This window comes from Streptomyces sp. Root1304, from assembly GCF_001426405.1.
Classification (GTDB): domain Bacteria; phylum Actinomycetota; class Actinomycetes; order Streptomycetales; family Streptomycetaceae; genus Streptomyces.
In genome coordinates this window covers 205119-225390 of sequence record NZ_LMEP01000026.1, presented here as the reverse complement: position 1 = coordinate 225390, position 20272 = coordinate 205119, and the positions used below count along the sequence as shown (strand labels likewise).

The 20272-nt window shown below is 73.3% G+C and carries 17 protein-coding genes; 10 read left to right on the top strand and 7 right to left on the bottom strand.

The genetic code is table 11. The features are described 5' to 3' along the window. Positions 1 to 155 precede the first annotated feature (155 nt). Complete coding sequence (locus tag ASD33_RS30270; RefSeq protein ID WP_056567688.1) at positions 156 to 1046, top strand: ScbA/BarX family gamma-butyrolactone biosynthesis protein; 891 nt, start codon at positions 156 to 158, stop codon at positions 1044 to 1046. Here the strand turns inward: ASD33_RS30270 and ASD33_RS30265 are convergent. The 4 genes from ASD33_RS30265 to ASD33_RS30250 form a co-directional block, all read right to left on the bottom strand. Then, complete coding sequence (locus tag ASD33_RS30265; RefSeq protein ID WP_056567685.1) at positions 1021 to 3264, bottom strand: UvrD-helicase domain-containing protein; 2244 nt, start codon at positions 3262 to 3264, stop codon at positions 1021 to 1023. The two genes, ASD33_RS30270 and ASD33_RS30265, sit on opposite strands and share 26 nt — an antisense overlap. A gap of 169 nt (positions 3265 to 3433) precedes the next feature. Next, a complete protein-coding gene (locus ASD33_RS30260; RefSeq protein WP_056568155.1) occupies positions 3434 to 3775 on the bottom strand; it encodes a thioredoxin domain-containing protein in 342 nt (113 codons plus the stop codon). Continuing rightward, positions 3772 to 4203, bottom strand: a complete 432-nt coding sequence (locus tag ASD33_RS30255; protein WP_056567681.1) for a MerR family transcriptional regulator — start codon at positions 4201 to 4203, stop codon at positions 3772 to 3774. Before ASD33_RS30255 ends, ASD33_RS30260 begins: the two co-directional genes overlap by 4 nt. Before the next feature lie 42 nt (positions 4204 to 4245). Continuing rightward, the gene (locus ASD33_RS30250; protein WP_199863615.1) at positions 4246 to 4767 is read right to left on the bottom strand and encodes an Lrp/AsnC family transcriptional regulator; all 522 of its coding nucleotides are present in this window, start codon (positions 4765 to 4767) and stop codon (positions 4246 to 4248) included. A 44-nt stretch (positions 4768 to 4811) separates the two neighbouring features. Between ASD33_RS30250 and ASD33_RS30245 the strand changes: the two genes are divergently transcribed. Then, positions 4812 to 5705, top strand: coding sequence for an NAD-dependent epimerase/dehydratase family protein (locus ASD33_RS30245; RefSeq protein ID WP_056567678.1), 894 nt, complete (start codon positions 4812 to 4814; stop codon positions 5703 to 5705). After that, a complete protein-coding gene (locus ASD33_RS30240; protein ID WP_056567674.1) occupies positions 5705 to 6622 on the top strand; it encodes an aldo/keto reductase in 918 nt (305 codons plus the stop codon). The genes ASD33_RS30245 and ASD33_RS30240 overlap by 1 nt, the downstream gene beginning before the upstream one ends. A 94-nt stretch (positions 6623 to 6716) precedes the next feature. On the opposite strand, the gene ASD33_RS30235 is transcribed toward ASD33_RS30240, so the two are convergent. Then, a complete protein-coding gene (locus ASD33_RS30235; RefSeq protein ID WP_242426934.1) occupies positions 6717 to 8072 on the bottom strand; it encodes a cation:dicarboxylase symporter family transporter in 1356 nt (451 codons plus the stop codon). Between the two features lie 186 nt (positions 8073 to 8258). Between ASD33_RS30235 and ASD33_RS30230 the strand changes: the two genes are divergently transcribed. The 5 genes from ASD33_RS30230 to ASD33_RS30210 all read left to right on the top strand — a co-directional run bounded on the left by ASD33_RS30230 (position 8259) and on the right by ASD33_RS30210 (position 14046). Beyond that, positions 8259 to 10025, top strand: a complete 1767-nt coding sequence (locus tag ASD33_RS30230; RefSeq protein ID WP_242426933.1) for an ATP-binding protein — start codon at positions 8259 to 8261, stop codon at positions 10023 to 10025. Then, positions 10022 to 10720 carry a response regulator gene (locus ASD33_RS30225; protein WP_056567669.1) on the top strand — a complete coding sequence of 233 codons (699 nt, stop codon included), beginning with the start codon at positions 10022 to 10024 and terminating at the stop codon, positions 10718 to 10720. Before ASD33_RS30230 ends, ASD33_RS30225 begins: the two co-directional genes overlap by 4 nt. Positions 10721 to 10869: 149 nt before the next feature. After that, a complete protein-coding gene (locus tag ASD33_RS30220; protein ID WP_079045113.1) occupies positions 10870 to 11478 on the top strand; it encodes a helix-turn-helix transcriptional regulator in 609 nt (202 codons plus the stop codon). 38 nt (positions 11479 to 11516) lie between these two features. Continuing rightward, positions 11517 to 12257 (top strand): tyrosine-protein phosphatase, encoded by a 741-nt coding sequence (locus tag ASD33_RS30215; protein ID WP_056567662.1) that lies wholly within the window; start codon positions 11517 to 11519, stop codon positions 12255 to 12257. A 109-nt stretch (positions 12258 to 12366) separates the two neighbouring features. Further along, complete coding sequence (locus ASD33_RS30210; RefSeq protein WP_242426931.1) at positions 12367 to 14046, top strand: serine/threonine-protein kinase; 1680 nt, start codon at positions 12367 to 12369, stop codon at positions 14044 to 14046. A gap of 55 nt (positions 14047 to 14101) precedes the next feature. Here ASD33_RS30210 and ASD33_RS30205 read toward each other — a convergent pair whose 3' ends face one another. Next, positions 14102 to 15283: a helix-turn-helix transcriptional regulator gene (locus tag ASD33_RS30205; RefSeq protein WP_056567656.1), complete on the bottom strand. Its 1182-nt coding sequence runs from the start codon at positions 15281 to 15283 to the stop codon at positions 14102 to 14104. A gap of 363 nt (positions 15284 to 15646) precedes the next feature. Beyond that, complete coding sequence (locus ASD33_RS30200) at positions 15647 to 16672, bottom strand: ATP-dependent 6-phosphofructokinase (RefSeq protein ID WP_056567652.1); 1026 nt, start codon at positions 16670 to 16672, stop codon at positions 15647 to 15649. A 280-nt stretch (positions 16673 to 16952) separates the two neighbouring features. Here ASD33_RS30200 and pta point away from each other — a divergent pair, with 280 nt between their 5' ends. Together pta and ASD33_RS30190 are read left to right on the top strand one after the other, a co-directional pair. After that, a complete protein-coding gene (gene pta, locus ASD33_RS30195; RefSeq protein ID WP_056567648.1) occupies positions 16953 to 19034 on the top strand; it encodes a phosphate acetyltransferase in 2082 nt (693 codons plus the stop codon). Continuing rightward, positions 19031 to 20260 (top strand): acetate kinase, encoded by a 1230-nt coding sequence (locus tag ASD33_RS30190; RefSeq protein WP_056567645.1) that lies wholly within the window; start codon positions 19031 to 19033, stop codon positions 20258 to 20260. Before pta ends, ASD33_RS30190 begins: the two co-directional genes overlap by 4 nt. Positions 20261 to 20272 lie beyond the last annotated feature (12 nt).

Genomic DNA, 20272 nt, shown 5'->3' with positions numbered 1-20272 from the left:
GAGCCCCTGCGGTGCCGGGGGCCGTGGACGCGAAGGTCTGCGGCCCTCCGGTGGTTGATGACCGATCTATTGATCGTTCATCCGTTCGGACACACCGCGCTCTGTTCGGCTATGTTCGCTCTCGGGTCGACGCATCCGGACGAGCGGGGACAACCATGCAGAAGACCGTGGAGCGGCCCCTGTCGCCGCAGCTCTGCCACCGGGTGCGCGGCGAGGACACCTTCCCCGTCGAGTGGCGGCCGCTCGACGGGCGGGAACGCTTCGGGGTGCGGGCCGCCTGGCCCTCCGACCATCCGTTCTTCGCCCCGCTCGGCCGGGGCGAGGAGCGGTGCCACGACCCGCTGCTCGTCGTCGAGACGCTGCGGCAGTCCACGATGGCCCTCCTGCACGCGGCCCACGGCATGCCGCTGACCCGGCACATCCTGCTGAGCGAGATATCCCTGTCCTGCGACCCGGCGGGGCTCGCGGTGGCCGGCGAGGACGCCGACATCGAGGTCAGGTTCACCGAACTGCTTTCCCGGGGCGGCGAGTTGACCCGGATGCGGGTCGAGTGGACCGTACGGCGGGCGGCCCGGGTCGTCGCGACCGGCGGCGCCGACGCCCGGTTCGCGGGTCCCGGCGCCTACCGCAGACTGCGCGGCGGACACGTCGAGCCCGGGGTCGTACGGCCGGGGCCGGACGCCCCGCGCGTCCCGGCGGCACGGACCGGACGGGTCAGGGCCGAGGACGTGCTGCTGGCCCCGGGCGACCGGGAGGACACCTGGGAACTGGTCGTCGACACCGGCCACCCCACCCTCTTCCAGCGCCCCAACGACCACATCCCGGGGATGCTCTTCCTCGAAGCCGCCCGGCAGGCGGCCGCCGCCGCCGTCTGGCCCCGCCCCTTCGTACCGGCCGAGCTGCGGATCGCCTTCGACCGGTACGCCGAGTTCCACGGCGGCCCCTGCCTGCTCCGGGCGGAGCCCGGGAGCACGGCGGGGTCGGTCCGGGTCACCGGCCACCAGGACGGCGAGCCGCTGTTCAGCTGCGCGCTGCGGAGCGGATGATCCCCAGCCGCTGGGTGGCCCGGGTCAGCGCCACGTACAGGTCGCTGGTCCCGTGCGCGGCGCCGGCGACGATGCCCTCCGGGTCGACGACGAGGACGGTGTCGAACTCCAGGCCCTTCGCCTGCCGGGGGTCGAGCAGCACGACCGGCCGGGTGAGGTCGGGGGCCGGTCCGTGCGCGGCCTCCGGCAGGGCGGCGACCAGGCCCGGGTGCCACTCCGGCGGGGCGATCACGGCGATCCGGCCCTCGGCGCGCAGCTCGGCGGCGACCGCGTCGGCGGCCTCCTTCACCGGGTCGTCGACGGTACGGTCCCAGGGCTCGACCCCGGTGGAGCGCACCGAGCTCGGGGGCAGGAACCCGGGGTCGTCGGCCCGTCGCACCTCGGCGGCGACCGCCATGATCTCGGCGGGCGTCCGGTAGTTGACCCCGAGGCGCACCAGGTCCCAGCGGTCCTCCACGTGGGGGGCGAGGATGCCTTCCCAGGCGCCGACGCCGGCCGGGTCGCCGGTCTGGGCGGGGTCGCCGACCAGGGTCATCGAGCGGCTGGGGCTGCGGCGCATGAGGAGCCGCCAGGCCATCGCGGAGAGTTCCTGCGCCTCGTCGACGATGATGTGGCCGAAGGCCCAGGTGCGGTCGGCGGCGGCCCGTTCGGCGGCGGTGCGGTGGTCGGCCTCCTCGTGCCGCTCCGCGAAGCGCTCCGCGTCGATGATGTCGTGCGCGGAGAGGACCTCGGAGGCGTCCTTGTCGTACTCCTCCTTGTCCTCGAACTCGTAGGTGCGGGAGGCGTAGGAGACGTCGAGGACGCCCTGCGCGTACTGGATCTGCTTCTGGCGCTCGGCCTCCTCGGCGGCGCGGGCGGCCGAGTCGTCCTCGCCGAGGAGTTCGGCGGCCTCGTCGAGGAGCGGCACGTCGGCGGGGGTCCAGGGGCCGCCGTCGCGGCGGATCGCGTCGGCGTCCGCGTCCGCGAGGTGGGTGGGTCCGGCCAGGTAGCCGGCGAGGAAGTCCTGCGGGGTGAGCGCGGGCCAGAGGGTGTCGATCGCCGCGTACACCTCGGGGTTGCCCGCGATGCCCTTGGCGAGCAGCGCGATGTCGTCGGGGCCGAGGAAGTTGGGGCCGCCGTAGGGGTCGGCGCCGATCCGGTCCGCGAGCTGCCCGGCGAGCGCGTCGAGGATCCGGAAGACGAAGTACGGGCGGGCCAGGTTGTGCGGGAGGGCCGTCTCGCGGGCCTTGTGCCGGGCCTCCAGGGCCATGTCCCAGTCGATGACGAGGTCGCCGTCCTCGTGCGGGACGATCAGCGGTTCGCCGCGCTCGGGGACCTGCTGGCGGTCCCGTACGGCGGCGGCGAGCGCCCCGGCCATGGCGGCGGCGCCCTTCACGGCGGCGGCGCGGGGGGTGTCGGTGCCGGTGGCGCGGACGCCGGGGAACAGTTCGGCGGGGGTGGCGAGGAGGACGCCGGTCTCGCCGAGGGAGGGCAGGACGTTGCCGATGTAGCCGAGGAAGGCGGGGTTGGGGCCGACGATGAGGACGGCCCGCTTGGCGAGCTGCTCGCGGTGCGCGTAGAGGAGGTACGCGGCCCGGTGCAGCGCCACGGCGGTCTTGCCGGTGCCGGGGCCGCCCTCGACGACGAGGACCCCTTGGTGCGGGGAGCGGATGATGGCGTCCTGCTCGGCCTGGATGGTCTGCACGATGTCGTGCATCCGGCCGGTGCGGGCGGCGTCGAGCGCGGCGAGCAGCACCTCGTCGGCGTCCCGGCTCTCGTGGCCGGTGCGGGTGGCGTCGGCGAGGTCGAGCACCTCGTCGTGGAGGGAGACGACCTCGCGCCCCCGGGTGGTGATGTGCCGCCGGCGGGAGAGCCCCATGGGCGCGTAGCCGGTGGCGAGGTAGAAGGGGCGGGCGATCTCGGCGCGCCAGTCCACGACGAGCGGGGTGCGGTTCGGGTCGTCCTCGCGGATGCCGAGCCGCCCGATGTGGTGGTCGCGGCCGTCCTTGAAGACCAGGCGGCCGAAGCAGAGCCCGCTCTCGCCCGCGTTGAAGGCGGCGAGGAGCCCGGACTGCTCGGCGACCATGACGTCCCGTTCGAGACGGCCCTGGCTGCTGCCGGCCCCGGGGGTGCGCAGGGCCTGCTCGACGGCGGCCTCGGCCTCGGCCCTCAGGGCGTCGAGTCGTTCATAGAGATCGGTGATGAATTGCTGCTCTTTCCGAAATTCCTCGGTTGACAATTCGACTCCCGGCGCGATACAGTGCGTTTATTGAACTTCTCCGCGTTACCGGTGTGCCTGAATGACACGTCGGACACGGAATCCATCAATATACGCGAGCAAATACCCCGACTGTCAATTCTAGTCGGGGTATTCCTGTATGCCCTGCGGAAGCCGGGAGCACCCGGGCCTATCCGAGCACGTCCTCCAGGTCCGCCAGCAGGCGGCGCTTCGGGCGGGCGCCGACGAGGGACTTCACCGGCTCCCCCGCCCGGAACACCAGCATCGTCGGGGTCGCGAGCACCCCGTACCGCAGCGCCGTCTCCGGGTTGCGGTCCACGTCGATCTCCACGATCCGCAGCCGGGCCGCCTCCTCCGCGGCGACGGCGGCCAGCACCGGCTTCAGCTGCCGGCACGGCCCGCACCAGTCCGCGGTGAACTGCACCAGGACCGGCAGCGCGGACCCCAGCACCTCCGTCCCGAAGTCCGCGTCCGTGACCTCGGCCACCCTGCCCTCCGTGTACGTCGTCATCCCCGCCACCCCTCCGTCTCCGTATCCGTCCCGGTCACCGCTTCGAGTTCGCACCGGGGCTCCGGGCCGTACGGCAGCTCCGCCTCGGCCCGCAGCAGCTGGGCGCCCACCTCGGCGCGCACCGCCCGGAGCTGTTCGATCAGCCCGTCCAGCTCGGCGACCTTCCGCCGGTAGACGGCGATCGACGCGGGACAGGAGTCCCCCGCCGGATGGCCCGCGCGTAGACAGTCGACGAACGGCCGCGTCTCCTCCAGCTCGAACCCGAAGTCCTGCAGGGTCCTGATCTGCTGGAGCAGCCGCAGGTCGTCCTCGTCGTACGTGCGGTACCCCTGCTCCGTACGCCGGGCGGTCAGGAGACCACGGGACTCGTAGTACCGCAGGGCCCGCGTGGTGGTCCCGGCCCGCTCGGCCAGCTCTCCGATGCGCATGTCCCCGACCGTACGGCTTGACGCCGACGTCAGGGCAAGGAGTCAGCGCGACGGCGGCAGCAGGGGTTTCCGCTCCACCGGGGAGGAGAGCACGATCGAGGTCGTGGTCCGGCCCAGGGCCGAGGTCTGCTCCAGGACGTCTTCGAGGTGGACGGTGTCCGTGACGGCGACCTTGAGGATCCAGCAGTCCTCGCCGACCACGTGGTGGACCTCCAGGACCTCCGGGCGGGCCGTCAGCTCCAGCGTCCTGGGGTGCCTGAGCGTGTAGCCGCCGTGCGGGTTCACCCGGATGAAGGCCTGGATGCCGTAGCCGAGGCGGGCCGGGGAGACGTGCGCGCCGTAGCCGGTGACCGCGCCGCAGGACTCCAGGCGGCGCACCCGCTCGGTGACGGCCGCGGGGCTCAGCCGGACCCGGCGCCCCAGCTCGCTGAGCTTGATCCGGCCGTCGCTCTGGAGGAGGTCCAGAATCTGCCGGTCGATGGGATCGAAGGCGCCCGCCGAGGTTTCGTCGGCGGCGGGACGCGGTGGCCGTGGTTCCTTCGGTACGGCGGCCGGGACTCCCATGTTTCCCCCTTCAGCGGGCGAACGCCCGACGTCACACTTGATCCATGGACATCTTGATCATCGGCGGGAACCGCTATTTCGGAAAGCGGCTGACGTCCCGTCTCCTGGAATCCGGGCACGCGGTGACGATGCTCAACCGGGGTTCCTCCGGTGTGCCGGACGGTGTGGAGCACCTGATCGCCGACCGGAACGACGAGGCCGCGGTGGAGACCGCGCTGGGCGACCGGACCTTCGACGTCGTCGTCGACCAGGTCTGCTACACCCCGCGGCAGGCCGTGATCGCGCGCCGGGTCCTCGGGCCGCGCACCCGGCGCTATGTGATGACCTCCACCGTGGAGGTCTACGCGTACGAGCACTCCGCCGCGCCCGTACGGGAGGAGGCCGTCGATCCGCTGACCGTCGCCGTCGACCTCGGACTCCCCTGGGAGGACCCGGAGTTCCTCGACGCGCACTACGGGGAGGGGAAGCGGCAGGCGGAGGCGGTCTTCGCGGCCGCGCCGCCGTTCCCGTACACGGCGGTACGGGTCGCCCATGTGCTCGGCGGCGAGGACGACTTCACCGGCCGGGTCGGCCACTACGCGGACCGCATCCGGGCGGGCGAGCCGATCGCCGTGCCGGCGGAGAACCACCCGGCCACCTATGTGTACGTGGAGGAGATCGCGGCGTTCCTGGCGTGGGCGGCGGAGGGCTCGTTCACCGGACCGGTCAACGCGCATTCCCACGGACCGCTCACCACCGCCCGGATCTGCGCGGAGATCGAGCGCCTGACGGGCGGCCGGACCGTATTCCAGGAGGTCGAGGTCGGGGAGGTGTCGCCGTTCTCCTTCTCCCGCTCGTACGGAATGGACAACTCCCGCGCGACGGCCCTCGGATTCACCTTCCTGAATTCCGCGGAATGGCTGCCGCGGGCGCTCGCCGAGACACTGGGAGCACACTGATGCGGTACCGCGCACTCGGAGACGTACGGGTCGGCGCGATCGGCCTCGGCGCCATGCCGCTCTCCATCGAGGGACACCCCGACGAGGCCCGCGCCCTCGCCACCGTCCACGCCGCCCTCGACGCGGGCGTGACCCTGCTCGACACGGCGGACTCCTACCACCCGCCGGGCGGCGGGCCCGGGGCCGGCGAACGGCTCGTGGCGCGGGCGCTGGCCGCGTACGGGGGCCCCTGCCGCACCGATGACGTGCTGGTGGCGACGAAGGGCGGGCGCGGACGGACCGCCGACGGCGGCTGGACGGTCGACGGACGGCCGGAACACCTGCGGCGCGCGGCCGGGGACTCGGCCCGGCGGCTCGGCGTCGAGGCGATCGGGCTGTACCAGCTCCACAAGCCGGACCCGGCCGTGCCGTACGCCGAATCACTGGGCGCCATACGGGAGTTGCTGGACGCGGGCACGATCCGGCTGGCCGGGATCTCGAACGTGGACACCGAACGGATCCTGCTGGCCCGGGAGATCCTGGGCGAGCGCCTCGTCTCCGTCCAGAACCGCTACTCCCCGGCCGACCGCGGCTCCGAGGCGGAACTACGGCTCTGCGCGGACCTGGGCCTGGCGTTCATGCCGTGGAGCCCCCTGGGCGGAATCGCGCGCAGCTCCCTGGACGGGACGTCGGCCCTGGAGGCGGACCCGCGGTTCGGCGCCTTCCACCGAGTGGCCCGCGCACACGGGGTCACCCCCCAGCGCGTGACCCTGGCCTGGCTCCTCACCCGCTCGGAAACGGTCCTGCCGATCCCGGGAGCGAGCCGCCCTGAGTCGATCAGGGACTCGGCGGGGGCGACGGGGCTGGAACTGACGGAGGGGGAGGTGGAGGAACTGAACGGCTGTCCGGGGGGTCGGTTCAGCCCGTCCGGCGTTTGAGGACCGGGGTCCGGGGCGGAGCCCCGGTTCGGGAAGGGGCGGGGTGGGGAATGAATCCCCGCCCCGCCCCGGACACCCGTCGGAACGCCCGCCGTCAGACCCCGGCCCGAGCCTTCTCCTCGCCCTCCTCGGCCCGCTGATCCGGCACCGCCGCAGCCGCCCCGTGCTCGTCGACCAGCGTCTTCTCGTCGAACGGCACCCGCCCCGCCAGCACCTCCGTCACCCGCGCCCTGTCGATCTCCTTGGTCCACGTCCCCACGAGCACCGTCGCCACCGCGTTCCCCGCGAAGTTGGTGAGGGCGCGCGCCTCGCTCATGAAGCGGTCGATGCCGACGATCAGGCCCACCCCGTCGACCAGGTCGGGCCGGTGCGACTGGAGACCGCCCGCGAGGGTCGCGAGACCGGCGCCGGTGACGCCCGCCGCACCCTTCGACGCGATGATCATGAAGAGGAGCAGGGAGATCTGCTCGCCGAGCGAGAGCGGGTCGCCCATCGCCTCGGCGACGAAGAGCGAGGACATCGTGAGGTAGATCGCGGTGCCGTCGAGGTTGAAGGAGTAGCCGGTCGGCACGGTGATGCCGACGACCGGCTTGCTCACGCCCAGGTGCTCCATCTTCGCGATGAGCCGGGGAAGGGCCGACTCGGAGGAGGAGGTGGAGAGGATCAGCAGGAACTCGCGGCCCAGGTACTTCAGGAGGGACCAGATGTTGATCCCGGCGACCAGCCTGAGGAGCGCGCCGAGCACGACGAAGACGAAGATCGCGCAGGTCAGGTAGAAGCCGACCATGATGACGGCCAGGGACTTGAGCGCGTCGACGCCGGTCGCGCCGACCACGGCGGCCATCGCGCCGAACGCGCCGACGGGTGCCGCCCACATGATCATGCCGAGGATGCGGAAGACGAGCCGCTGGATGTGCCCGATCCCGCGCAGGACCGGCTCGCCGGCCGCTCCCATGGCCTGCAGGGCGAAGCCCGAGAGCAGCGCGACCAGGAGGGTCTGGAGGACCTCGCCCTCGGTGAACGCCGAGACGATGGTCTTGGGGATGATCCCGAGCAGGAAGTCCGGCGTGGACTCGCTCGCGCCCTCGGCCTGCTTGGCCCCGGCCTCGGCCAGCTCCTTGGTGAGGTGGAGGCCGGAACCGGGCTCCAGGATGTTGCCGACGACCAGGCCGATCGCGAGTGCGACGGTCGACATGACCAGGAAGTAGCCGAGGGCGAGCCCGCCGACGGCGCCGACCTTGGCGGCCTTCCGGACGGATCCGACGCCGAGGACGATCGTGCAGAAGATGATCGGCGAGATCATCATCTTGATCAGGTTGACGAAGCCGGTGCCCAGCGGCTTGAGCTCGACGGCGACGCCCGGGGCCAGGAACCCCACCGTGATGCCGAGCAGTACGGCGGCGATGACGGCCAGATACAGATAGTGGGTACGGTCCCGGCGTGCGGCCACGGGGTCCTCCTCGTGCTGATGGGTGTCCACGTCCCGGTGGACTCCGCGACTATCCATCAGCCTGTGACCGGGGTCACGGTTGCGTACGTTTCGTTCACGGCCGAACCGTCGGAAGGCCCGCGCGGGAAGGGAACGATTCGGGAACGCAATGCTCAGGAGCAAATTCGGGCGTGCACACTTACCCGCATGCGTTTCCCCCTCCCCCGTCCCCGCAGCCTGGCCGGCCAGCTCTTCGCGATGCAGGTCGTGCTGGTGGCCGTCGTCGTGGCGGGGTGCGCGGTCTTCGCGTACGTCACGGACCGGGCGCAGGCCGAGGAGACCGCGCGGCGGCAGGCGACGGCGACCGCCGCCGCCGTCGCCGACTCCCCTTCGGTGGTCGCCGCGGCGGGTTCCGCCGACCCGACGGCGGCCCTCCAGCCGTACGCGGAATCGCTGCGCCGCCACGCGGGCGTGGCGTTCGTGGTGATCATGTCCCCGGACGGCACCCGCTGGACGCACCCCGAGCCGGAGCAGATCGGCCGGACGTATCTCGGGCACATCGAGCAGGCGCGGGCCGGGCGGCCGTACTCCGAGACCCATCTCGGGATCCTCGGCCCCTCCGTGCGGACGGTCGCGCCCGTCTTCGACGGCGGCGGCCGGGTCGTGGCGCTGGTCAGCGCGGGCATCACCATCGACAAGATCAGCGAGCAGGTCCGGCAGCAGGTGACCGCCCTGCTCGGCATGGCGGGCGCGGCGCTGGCGCTCGGCGGCGCGGGGACGTACCTGGTCAACGCCCGGCTGCGGCGCCACACGCACGGCATGAACGCGGCCGAGCTGAGCAGGATGCACGACTACCACGAGGCCGCGCTGCACGCGGTACGCGAGGGGCTCGTGATGCTCGACGGGCGGCGGCGGATCGCCCTCATCAACGACGGGGCGCGGGAGCTGCTCGGTCTGGACGAGGGGTCCGTCGGCAGGCCGGCGGCGGAACTGGGGCTGCCCGCGTCGCTGACGGGCGCGCTGCTGTCCTCGGAGCCGCGCGTCGACGAGACGCATCTGACCGCCGACCGGGTCCTCGTCGTCAGCACCCGCCCGGTGGTGGGCGGGGAGCGGCGCGGCACCGTCGTCACGCTGCGGGACCGCACCGAGCTGCAGACGCTGTCCGGGGAGCTGGACTCGGAGCGGGGGTTCACGGAGGCGCTCCGCTCGCAGGCGCACGAGGCGGCGAACCGGCTGCACACCGTGGTCTCGCTCATCGAGCTGGGCCGGGTGGCGGAGGCCGTGGAGTTCGCGACGGCGGAACTGGAGCTGGCGCAGGCGCTGACCGACCGGGTCGTCGACGCCGTGGGCGAGCCGGTGCTCGCGGCCCTGCTGCTGGGGAAGGCGGCGCAGGCCAACGAGCGGGGCGTGGAGCTGGTCCTCACCGAGGACAGCCGCATCGACGACGGTCTGGTCCCGGCGACGCTGCCCTCCCGTGATCTGGTGACGATCCTGGGCAACCTGATCGACAACGCCGTGGAGGCGGCGGGCGGCACCCCGCACGCGCGGGTGACGGTCACCGTCGCGGCCCGGACGGGCGACGGCGAACTGCTCCTCCGGGTCGGCGACAACGGCCCCGGGGTCCGCCCGGCCGACCGCGACGCGGTGCTGGGCCGCGGCTGGACCACCCGGGGCCCCGGCCGCGGCCTCGGCCTGGCGCTGGTCGGCCAGGCGGTCTCCCGCGCCTCGGGCACGCTGGACGTGACGGACGCGGAGGAGGGCGGGGCGGAGTTCACTGTCCGGCTGCCGCTGCCGGCCCGTGCACTCGCGCCCGCGTCCGTACCCGCTCCCGCGTCCGAGCCGGTGCCGGTCACCGGCACCGACCGTGACACCGGCCCCACCCGTACCCCCGGCCCCGCCGGCACCCCCCGCACCGACCCCACCGACCCCACCGACCCCACCGACCACAACCCCACCACCGAGGTGTCCGCATGAGTGGTGTCGCGCCGCTTCGTGTTCTCGTCGTCGAGGACGACCCCGTCGCCGCCGACGCCCACGCGCTCTACGCCGGGCGAGTCGAGGGCTTCACCGTCGTCGGCGTCGCCCACTCCCGCGCCGCCGCCGTGCGCGTCCTCGACCGGACGCCCGTCGATCTGATCCTGCTCGACCTGTACCTGCCCGACGGCCACGGTCTCCAGCTGCTCCGCGCGCTGCGCGCCGCCGGGCACTCCGCCGACGTCATCGCCGTGACCTCCGCCCGCGACCTGGCCGTCGTACGGGAGGGCGTCTCCCTGGGCGTCGTCCAGTACGTCCTGAAGCCCTTCGCCTTCGCGACGCTGAGGGACCGGCTCGCCCGGTACGCCGAGTTCCGGGCCGCCGCCGGTGAGGCCTCCGGGCAGGACGAGGTGGACCGGGCCCTCGCGACCCTGCGCGCCCCGCACCCGGCCACCCTCCCGAAGGGCCTGAGCGCGCCGACCCTGGAGGCCGTCACCCGCGGCCTCAGGGCCGCCCCGGCCGGGCTCACCGCCGCCGAGGCCGGCGCGGCCGTCGGGATCTCCCGGATCACCGCGCGCCGCTACCTGGAGCACCTGGTCGCCGAGGGCCGGGCGGTACGCGCCCCGCAGTACGGCCAGATCGGCCGGCCCGAGCTCCAGTACCGCTGGCTGGACGGCGGGCATCGCGGTTACTGATCGGTTCCCACGTTCCTACGACCTCGCACGTTGGCGGAACGCACCGTATCCAGCCGTCACCCTCCGCACCTACCGTGGGCCGGGTGCACCACCAACCCTCCCCACCCTTCAACGCCCTGGCCGCCCGGCGGCTGCGCGAGGGCCTCGGCATGACCCCGGGCCATGTCGCGTACGGCCTCCGCGCGCAGTACGGCCTGCTCGTCCACCCCGACACCGTCGTCGCCTGGGAACGCGGCCGGGCCGTCCCCGGTGAGCAGGAGCTCACCGCACTCGCGGGCGTGCTGTGGTGCTCCCCCGCCGAGCTGATCGCCGCCGCCACGAGTCTGCGCGAGCACCGCATGGCGCGCGGGCTCACCGCCGACGAGCTGGCCCGGCACGTGGGGCTCGCCGCCCACGCGTACCAGCGGATGGAGGACGAGGGGCGCTGGCGCGGCACCGAACGCCAGACGGCCGCCCTCGCCGAGGTCCTCGGCCTCGGCCCGCGCGCCCTGATCACCGCGACCGGCGGCGACGAGCGCCTCGCCGAGCTGCTGCGCGACGCCGCGACCACGCGCTGGCAGGCGTACGTGAAACCGGCGGTGAAGATGCTGCCGCTGCCCAGGCGGACCGTGGAGTCCGCCCTCCAGCGGCTGCATGCCGAGTACCACGCCCGGATGGCGGCGACCAGCAGCTGGGGCGCCTCGGCCGCGACCGGCGACGAGGGCCGCGCGTACCTCGACGGGATCACCGGCCACTTCTGGGCGGCCGCGGGGGCCTGACCGGCGGAAGTCCCGCCCCCGGCCCGTACATTGGCGTCGTGAGACGACACATACCCTTCGAACGACTCCACAACTTCCGTGACCTGGGCGGCTATCGGACCGCCGACGGCGGGACCGTGCGGTGGGAGACCCTCTACCGATCCGACTCCCTCGGCAAGCTCGCGGACGCCGGGCCGGACGACCTGGAACGCTTCCGCGCGCTGGCCGTGGCCACCGTGATCGACCTCCGCTACCCGTGGGAGATCGCCGCCAAGGGCCGGCTGCCGGAGACCGGGGACATCGCCTGGCACAACCTCTCCATCGAGCACCGCCCCTACGACCAGGCGGAGATCGACCCCGCGCTCGATCCCTGGCGCCACCTCGCGGACCGCTTCGCCGAGGTCGCCGAGGACGGTGCGGCGGAGCTCCGTACGGCCCTGGAGGTCATCGCCTCCGCCGACGGTCCGCTCGTCTTCCACTGCGCCTCGGGAAAGGACCGTACGGGTCTGCTCGCGGCCGTCGTCCTCGCCCTCCTCGGTGTCCCGGACGAGGAGATCCTCGCGGACTTCGCGCTCACCGAACTCGCCACGGAACGGCTGGTCGCCGACTGGCGGGCGGCGCACCCCGGCCGTGAGCTGCGCTGGCCCGGATACGGCCGGGCGCCCGCCGACGTCATCCGACTGTTCCTGGAGGACCTGCGCGCGCGGTACGGCTCCGTGGACGCGTACGTCACCGGTCACGTCGGGCTCGACCCGGCGGTGGTGACGGCGCTCAGGGCCCGGCTCGTGGAGAGCCCGTAGCCGCCGCCCCGGCCCGCCGGGGTCAGTAGGATCTTGCCGCGGGCCCGCACCAGGGGCGGTTCCGGAGGGTGTACGGCGTGGCGGGAGGCCCGTGATGGAAGCGCTCGACGTGTCCGAGCCGACCCTGCTCGGCCCTTACCGGCTACTGGCCGCGCTCGGCGAGGGCGGCATGGGCCGGGTGTTCCTCGGTGCGGCCCACGACGGCCGGCTGGCCGCCGTCAAGCAGGTGCATCCCCGGTTCGCCTCGGACGCCGGCTTCCGGGCCCGCTTCCTGCGCGAGGTCGCCGCCTCCCGCAGGGTGTCCGGTGCCTACACGGCGGCCGTGATGGACGCCGACGCGGAAGCCGAACTCCCGTGGCTGGCCTCGGTGTTCGTGACCGGTCCGTCGCTCGGGTCGGCGGTACGGGCGACCGGGCCGCTGCCCGAGACCGCGGCCCGCCGGCTCGCCCTGGGCCTGGCGACGGCGCTGGTCGAGATCCACCGGGTGGGCCTGATCCACCGCGACCTCAAGCCCGAGAACGTCCTGCTCGCGGAGGACGGGGTCCGGGTCATCGACTTCGGCATCGCACGGGCGGCGGAGCCCGGGGGGTCCGCGGAGCCGACGCAGCTGACGCAGACGGGCTGGGTGATCGGCTCGCCGCCGTTCATGTCGCCCGAGCAGGCGGAGAGCCGTGAACTCACCCCGGCCAGCGATGTGTTCTCGCTCGGCGCGATCCTGGTCCTGGCGCTGACGGGCGCCTCGCCGTTCGCCGGCGCCTCGACCTTCCAGACGCTCTACAACGTCGTGCAGGGCGCCCCCGATCTGAGCGGGGTGCCGGAGGGACTGCGGGGGATCGTCGAGGAGTGCCTCGCCAAGGACCCGGCGGCCCGGCCCACCCCGGCCCGGCTCGTCGAGCTCCTCGGCCCGGTCCCGCCGGCCGCCCGGGTCTGGCCCGCGGCGGTCCACGCGATGGTGACCGAACAGCGGTCCCGTATCGGCGCGTTGCTGGGCGAGGGGCCGGAGCCGACGGCGGTCGTCCCGGCCCAGCAGACGTCGGCGCCCGCCGTGCCCGTGCCGACGCCGGCCCCGGAATCCGCCATGGCCACGGTCACTGCGCCGGCACGGGTCCCCGGGCCCTCGCCCGCGCCCGGAGCCGCACCGCAGGCCGCACCCCCCGCCGTCCCCGCACCCGCCGTCGCGCCCGTCCCCGCGCCCGCCGCTTTCCCGGCGCCGTCCGGTCCCCAGGATCCGCCGCGCGGGCGGCGGCGCGGGCGGACCCTCGCCCTCGTCTCGGTCGCGGTGCTGCTCGTCGCCGCGGGTGCGGGCGTCGGCGGGTACTTCCTCCTGAAGGACCCCTCGGACAGCTATCTCACCCTTCCCACCTGTGAGAAGGCGGCCTCGCGCCTGTCCGGCTACGAGTGGAAGTCCGATCAGGACGTCTCCCTCACCCGCGCCGACGGCCCCGAGACCCGCTGCTACTGGACCACCGAACAGTCGGGCGGGACCGGTGAGAAGCGGGCCGAGGTCTGGTGGAACCTCAAGCTCACCACGGACGCGAACGGCAACGCGACGAAGCGTCAGCACGAGGAGTTCGCCGCGCAGTCGACCGGTGGGCGTCCCGCCTCGGCCGGGCTCGGCGACGAGGCGTACTGGGCGGCCCCCTCGGACTTCGAGGACTGCTCCCTGCGTGTACGCGACGGGAACCTGGTGCTGCACGTCGCGCTCGGGGGCGAGAAGGAAGCCGCCGAGAAGCAGTGCGAGCCCGAGGCCGAGAACATCGCCCGCACCATGCTCTCCGCCTCGCGCTGAGGGCTCCTTCCCGCCGCTCGGTCCCTCCGCTCGACCCCTCCGCCCAGTCCGCCGCTCAGTCCCGCCGCTCGAAGGTGAAGAGCTGCCCGGCGGCGTCCGGCGCGCAGGGCGCCTGGGCGAGCGGCGCCCAGGCGGCCGTACGGTCACCGGTGACCGTGACGCAGCTGCCGGGCGTCGCGGAACCGACCGGGACGATCCGGTGGCCCCGCACGGGACGGCCGTACGGTTCGAGGGTGAAGGTCTCGACCCGGCTCGGGTCGCCGCACTCGGAGTCCTCGTACGCGGCACCGGGGATCCGTCCGCCGGACGGCAGTCCGGAGCAGCCGGGGCCGAAGTCCGGGTGGTCGGAGGCGATCCGCCACCGGTCGGCGCCCACCGCCACCAGCGAGTAGAGCGGCACGCCCGCCTCCGCGCAGGGCACCTGGTGGACCTGCCCGGTCCGGGTGCCGCGCCGCTCCCCGAGGCAGAGGCCGGTGCCGGTCACCCGGATGCGTACGTCCCCGGCGAGGGGCGCGGAGGCGACGGGGGTACGGGCGGGCTGCCCGGCGGGACCGGTGTGCCCGTCGCGCAGGAACGCGACCACGCTGACGCCGGCGAGCACGAGCCCGGCCAGCGCGACGGCGGCGACGAGGGCCCGGCGGATCCGCGAGGGGGCGTGGGCGTCGTGGAGGTCGGAGCGGGAAGGGGCGTGGGGGTGGGAGTCGGCGTGCGTGTGGGGGCCGACGGGCCAGACGGGTGAGGGCGGGGCGGTGACGGGGCCGGCCGCGTCCGGGGGGCCGGGCGCCGCCAGGTCCGTACTCCCACGGCCGCCGCCCGCATGCGCATCCGCGTCGGCATCGGGTCCGGCGTCGGGTCCGACGCCCTCATCGGGTCCGGCATCGGGTTCGGCGTCAGGTCCCGCATCGAGTCCCGTGCCGGGTCCCGCGCCGGAAAGCGTCTCCCCCGCCCCCCGTATCCCCGCGATCCGTCTCCGTGCCGCCCGCCAGTGCGCCAGCTCGGCCGGCGTCGCCCCGCAGGCGCGGACGAAGACGGTCAGCAGTTCCTCGCGGGGCAGGGTCGCGCGGGCCAGCATGTTCGCCACCGTGGACCGGGGCAGGACGTCCCCCCGCGCCTCCGCCCGCGCCGACAGGTCGCGGTAGGTCAGGCCCGACCAGTCCTTGAGGGCCTGGAGCCGCGCGAGGAACTCGGCGGGCGTGCGTGCCTCCCTCGGGTCAGGGGCGTGCTCCCCCGGGCTCATCCGCGCGTCTCCCTTCCGCCGGACGGGTTCGGGACATGTCCGGGACAGGCCCCAAGCCTTGTTGATCGCGCGCTCGGGCTCAAGAGTGGAAATCCGGCATTTCCGGGGGTGATGCCGGGCACACAGCGGTGGCCCCGACCGTCCACGGGGGGACGGTCGGGGCCACTCGGTTCCGTGGAGGTCCCGGACGGGATCGGGACAGGTCGGGCCGAAGGTCCCGAGCGAGGGGCCGAAGGGCCGAACGGTACGACGAACCCGCCGGTGGACCGGAGAACGAACCCGCCGGTGGACCGGAGTACGGGCCGGCCGGTGGACCGGAGTACGGGCCGGCCGAAGGAACCGGCCCGCCGGACGGTCGGCCTCCTAGAACACCGACTCCGCCTCGCGCATGCGGTCCGCCGGGACCGTCTTCAGCTGGGTGACGGCCTCCGCCAGCGGCACCATCTCGACGTTCGTGCCGCGCAGCGCCGTCATCCGGCCGAAGTCGCCGCGGTGCGCCGCCTCCACCGCGTGCCAGCCGAAGCGGGTGGCGAGCACCCGGTCGTACGCGGTCGGCGTGCCGCCGCGCTGGACGTGACCGAGGATGACCGGGCGGGCCTCCTTGCCGAGGCGCCGCTCCAGCTCGACGGCGAGCTGGTTGCCGATGCCCTGGAAGCGCTCGTGACCGAACTGGTCGATCTCGCCCTTCTTGTAGTCCATCGAGCCCTCGGCCGGATGGGCGCCCTCGGCGACGCAGATGACGGCGAACTTCTTGCCGCGGGCGAAGCGCTCCTCGACCATCTTGACGAGGTCGTCGACCTGGAAGGGGCGCTCGGGGAGGCAGATGCCGTGGGCGCCGCCGGCCATGCCGGACTCCAGGGCGATCCAGCCGGCGTGGCGGCCCATCACCTCGACGACCATCACCCGCTGGTGGGACTCGGCGGTGGTCTTGAGGCGGTCCATGGCCTCGGTGGCGACGCCGACGGCGGTGTCGAAGCCGAAGGTGCGGTCCGTGGACGAGATGTCGTTGTCGATCGTCTTCGGGACGCCGACGACGGGCATGCCGGCGTCGGAGAGCATCCGGGCGGCGGTGAGGGTGCCTTCGCCGCCGATCGGGATGAGGACGTCGATGCCGTACTCGCGGGCCAGGTCGGAGGCGGAATCGGCGGCCTCGCGGAGCCGGTTCCGCTCCAGGCGGGCCGAGCCGAGGATGGTGCCGCCGCGGGCCAGGATGCCGCTGACGGCATCGAGGTCGAGGGGGCGGTAGTGGCCGTCGAGCAGTCCCTTGAATCCGTCCTCGAAGCCGATGACTTCGTCGTCGTGGCCGGTGAGCGCCCGGTGCACGACCGACCGGATCACTGCGTTCAGGCCGGGGCAGTCGCCGCCTGCGGTGAGAACTCCGATGCGCATCGTGCTGTGTCTCCTGCTCGGTCGCGTTCCGTGGTGAGCCACCGCAATTCTCACACGCCGGACCTGACCGGGCTGCTCGCGACGGTTCAGCGCGTCCCTCCCGCGGCTTCTCCGGAGGCCTTTCGTCCCGGGTTCCGGGCCCTTCGTCCGGCGGGCGACGTAACTATCGGCGGGGGTATTGTCAAGGGGGTAATGCCGCCCTATCGGGGCCTTCTGAGTACGGCCGGTTGACGGCTGGGGTCGGCCCCGAGTTCCGCAGGACTGGACAGGAGACCACGGCGTGACGCGCAGCGTGTACGTGACCGGGATCGACCGCGGTGACGGCCGCCAGGTCGTCGAGCTGGGAGTCATGGAGCTCCTCACCCGACAGGTGGACCGGGTGGGGGTGTTCCGGCCGCTGGTGCACGACGGTCCCGACCGGCTCTTCGATCTGCTGCGCACCCGCTACCGGCTCTCGCAGGACGCCTCCACGGTCTACGGCATGGACTACCACGAGGCCTCCGCGCTCCAGGCCGAGCAGGGCACCGACGAGCTGGTCTCGCGGCTCGTGGACCGCTTCCACGCGGTGGCCCGCTCGTACGAGGTCGTCCTCGTCCTCGGCACCGACTTCGCCGCCACCCAGCTCCCCGACGAGCTCGCGCTCAACGCCCGTCTGGCGAACGAGTTCGGCGCCTCCGTGATCCCGGTCGTCGGCGGCAAGGGCCAGCCGGCGGAGTCCGTACGGGCCGAGGCGCGCAACGCCTTCCGGGCGTACGACGGACTGGGCTGCGACGTCCTCGCGATGGTCGTCAACCGGGTGGCCGCCGAGGACCGGGAGTCGATCGCGGAGCGGCTGGCGGCCCGGCTGCCCGTGCCCTGCTACGTCCTGCCGGACGAGCCGGCGCTCGCCGCGCCCACCGTCTCCCAGATCACCCACGCGCTGGGGGCCTCCGTCGTCCTCGGCGACGAGGCGGGGCTCGCGCGGGACGCGCTGGACTTCGTCTTCGGCGGTGCGATGCTGCCGAACTTCCTCAACGCGCTGACCCCCGGCTGTCTGGTCGTCACCCCCGGGGACCGCGCCGACCTGGTCATCGGCGCGCTCGCCGCGCACTCGGCCGGCACCCCGCCGATCGCGGGGGTGCTGCTGACCCTCAACGAGCGGCCCAGCGAGGAGATCCTGACCCTGGCGGCCCGGCTGGCCCCGGGCACTCCGGTGATCTCCGTACCGGGGAACAGCTTCCCGACCGCCACCGAACTCTTCGCCCTCGAAGGCAAGCTGAACGCGGCCACCCCGCGCAAGGCGGAGACCGCCCTCGGCCTGTTCGAACGACATGTCGACACGGCCGACCTGCTCAAGCGGGTCTCGGTGGCCCGCAGCGGCCGGGTCACCCCGATGATGTTCGAGCACGAGCTGATCGAGCAGGCGCGCACCGACCGGCGCCGGGTGGTGCTCCCCGAGGGCACCGAGGAGCGGGTGCTGCGCGCCGCCGACGTGCTGCTGCGCCGTGACGTCTGCGACCTGACGCTGCTCGGCGACGTGGAGACCATCCGCAAGAAGGCCGCCGACCTCGGGATCACGCTCGGGGAGACGCAGCTGATCGACCCGCAGACCTCGGAGCTGCGCGACGCGTTCGCCGAGAAGTACGCGGTGCTGCGGGCCCACAAGGGCGTGACGGTGGAGCTGGCGTACGACGTGGTCGCGGACGTCAACTACTTCGGCACCCTGATGGTCCAGGAGGGCCTGGCCGACGGGATGGTCTCCGGCACCGTGCACTCCACTGCGGCGACGATCCGGCCGGCCTTCGAGATCATCAAGACGAAGCCGGAGGCCTCGATCGTCTCCTCGGTGTTCTTCATGTGCCTGGCCGACAAGGTCCTCGTGTACGGCGACTGCGCGGTCAATCCGGACCCGAACGCCGAGCAGCTCGCCGACATCGCCGTCCAGTCGGCGGCCACCGCGGCCCGCTTCGGCGTCGAGCCGAGGATCGCGATGCTCTCGTACTCCACCGGCACCTCGGGCTCCGGCGCCGACGTCGACAAGGTGCGGGAGGCGACGAAGCTGGTCCGGGCGGAGCGGCCGGAGCTGCGGATCGAGGGGCCCATCCAGTACGACGCCGCCGTCGAGCCCTCGGTCGCGGCGACGAAGCTGCCGGACTCGGAGGTGGCGGGGCAGGCGACCGTGCTGATCTTCCCCGACCTCAACACCGGCAACAACACCTACAAGGCCGTGCAGCGTTCGGCCGGCGCCGTGGCCGTCGGCCCGGTGCTCCAGGGTCTGCGCAAACCGGTGAACGACCTCTCGCGGGGCGCGCTCGTCAGCGACATCGTCAACACGGTCGCCATCACGGCGATCCAGTCCCAGGTCCAGGAGCTCCCGGCATGACGACACCCACCCGCGTCCTCGTCCTCAACTCCGGGTCCTCGTCGGTGAAGTACCAGCTGCTCGACATGCGCGACAGCGGCCGGCTGGCGCAGGGGCTCGTGGAGCGCATCGGCGAGGAGACCTCGCGGCTCGTGCACACCCCGCTCCAGGGCGGCGGCGGGGAGAAGCGCGAGAAGACCGGCCCGATCGCCGACCACGCGGCGGCGCTCAAGGCGGTCGCGGAGGAGCTGGCGGCGGACGGGCTCGGTCTCGACTCCCCCGAACTGGCGGCGATCGGCCATCGGGTGGTGCACGGCGGGCTGCGGTTCACCGAGCCGACGGTGATCGACGACGAGGTGCTCGCGGAGATCGAGCGGCTGGTGCCGGTGGCTCCGCTGCACAATCCGGCGAACCTCACGGGGATCCGTACGGCGATGGCGCTCCGCCCCGACCTGCCGCAGGTCGCGGTCTTCGACACCGCCTTCCACACGACGATGCCGGAGTCGGCGGCGCGGTACGCGATCGACGTGGAGACGGCCGACGCGCACCGGATCCGGCGGTACGGGTTCCACGGCACCTCGCACGCGTACGTGTCGCGGGAGACGGCGAAGCTGCTGGGGAAGACGCCCGAGGAGGTGAACGTGATCGTGCTGCACCTGGGCAACGGCGCCTCCGCCTCGGCGGTGCGGGGCGGCCGGTGCGTGGACACCTCGATGGGGCTGACGCCGCTGGAGGGCCTGGTCATGGGCACCCGCTCGGGGGACATCGACCCGGCGGTCACCTTCCATCTGAAGCGGGTGGCGGGGATGTCGGCGGACGAGATCGACGTGCTCCTGAACAAGAGGTCGGGGCTGGTCGGGCTCTGCGGCGACAACGACATGCGGGAGATCCGCCGCCGGGTGGACGAGGGCGATCCGGCGGCGGCCCTGGCCTTCGACATCTACATCCACCGGCTGAAGAAGTACATCGGCGCGTACTACGCGGTGCTCGGGCGGGTGGACGCGGTGGTGTTCACGGCGGGGGTCGGCGAGAACGCGGCCCCGGTGCGGGAGGCTGCCATCGCGGGCCTGGAGGAGCTGGGTCTGGCGGTGGACGCGGACCTCAACTCCGTACGTTCCGACGAGGCGCGGCTGATCTCGCCGGACTACGCGCGGGTGGCCGTCGCGGTGGTGCCGACGGACGAGGAACGGGAGATCGCCCGCCAGACCTTCGCGCTCGTTCAGAGCCCATCCGGCTCGAACGAGTGAACGCCTGAGCGG